This window comes from Pseudomonas sp. Colony2 (assembly GCF_019382755.1).
In the GTDB taxonomy this organism is placed as follows: domain Bacteria; phylum Pseudomonadota; class Gammaproteobacteria; order Pseudomonadales; family Pseudomonadaceae; genus Aquipseudomonas.
In genome coordinates, this window is sequence record NZ_CP080030.1 from 4162706 (window position 1) to 4164265 (window position 1560).

General features: G+C 65.6%; 1 protein-coding gene. It reads right to left on the minus strand.

The genetic code is table 11. The annotated features are described in order from the left end of the window. Positions 1 to 1560: SulP family inorganic anion transporter (locus JV201_RS16370; RefSeq protein WP_257903334.1), on the minus strand; the 1560-nt coding region annotated here is incomplete at both ends.

Below are 1560 nucleotides of genomic sequence, written 5' to 3' on the forward strand. Positions count from 1 at the left end.
CCATCGACACTCAAGCCGCTGATCAATACCTGGGGAGCACACGCTTCAGGCAGCGTCTGCAACACTTCCTGCGCCTCATGCCTGACACGGGCCAACACCAGACACCTGCCCTCCCCTTGCACCTGTACGAAAAACGCCTGCAACGCCTCGATGCTCGTGCCGTCCAGGTCGGGGGATTCTTCCAGGCTGAGCACTACCGTGTGCACCGGTAACGTAGCGTGCCGCATCAGGCTCAACACCGCCCCCAACACTCGCTCGGCATTCGCGAAGAACAGCGCTTCACTGGGCCGCACGATCAGCACACCGGGGATCCGTTCGGCGCTCGGGTGATGCAGCAAGTCGACAAAATCATGTCCGCCGTCAATGCGCCCCAACTCGCGCACGTCCGCCGACGACATCTGGCGCAACATCAACACCACGCTGATCCCGACCGCCACCAATAACCCATCCAGCACCCCCAGCACCAACACCGCCGCCACCGCGCAAATCACCAGCAACCGGTCGCGCCGCCAGGAGAAATAGCGGCCCAGGGGCTGCAGGCTCAAGCCACGGCCCAAGGCGTAAATGACGATGGCGGCAAGCACCGGCTCCGGCGTCAATGCCACCAGCGGCAGCACCGTCAGCACGATCGCCAGCACCACCAGCGCCGCCACGGCGCCCGCCAGCCGCGAGTTGGCACCCGCCGCCTCATTGGCCGATGTCGCCGAATACCCGGCGCCAGTGGGCATGCCCTGGAACAGCCCGGACAGCAGGTTGGCGGCCCCCAGCGCCAGCAGGTCACGGTTGGATGACACGCGATCACCATGCTTGAGGGCGAAGGAGCTGATGGAGCCGTAGGACTCGGCGTAAAGAATCATCACCATGGCAAACGCCAACTCTCCCAGGCGCAGCCAGTCGGCGAACGGCAATACCGGCAAATGCGCCAGTTCCAGACGCAGGTCGATGACGCCGATCAACGCCACGCCATGGGCCTGCAGATCCAGCCACTGGCCGGCGGCAATCCCGAGGATCACCACCAGCAACCCGCCCGGCAGGCGCCGGACTCGCGCGCATAGCCAGAGCAGCAGCAACGCGATGCCCGCGACGGCAGCGGCGGCCCAGTTCCAGCGCGGCAGTTGCTCCAGGAGCTGGGGCAGGAAGCGAATCAGGTTGTTGTCGGTCAGGTGCACGCCCACCACGCTGGCCAACTGCTTGAGGATGATCGTCAGCGCCAGGCCAAAGGCAAAGCCACGCAACACCGGCTTGGCGATAAACGAGGTCAGCCCGCCCAGCTTGAGCATCCCGGCCAACAGGAAAAACGCCCCCGTCACCAGTACCAGGCCCATTGCCAGGCTCAGCCTGAGTGCCGGGTCATCCCCCGCCAGCGTTGCCGTGGCCGCCGCCAGCACCGCTGCCGAGGACGATGTGGCAGAGACAATCGCGAAGCGGCTGGTGCCAAACAGGCCGTAGCACAACAATCCGGCAAACAAGGCGATCACGCCCGCCTGGGGCGGCAACGCGGCGATACTGGAATAGGCCACGGCCTCGGGCAGCAACAGGCCGGCGATGGACAGGCCTGCC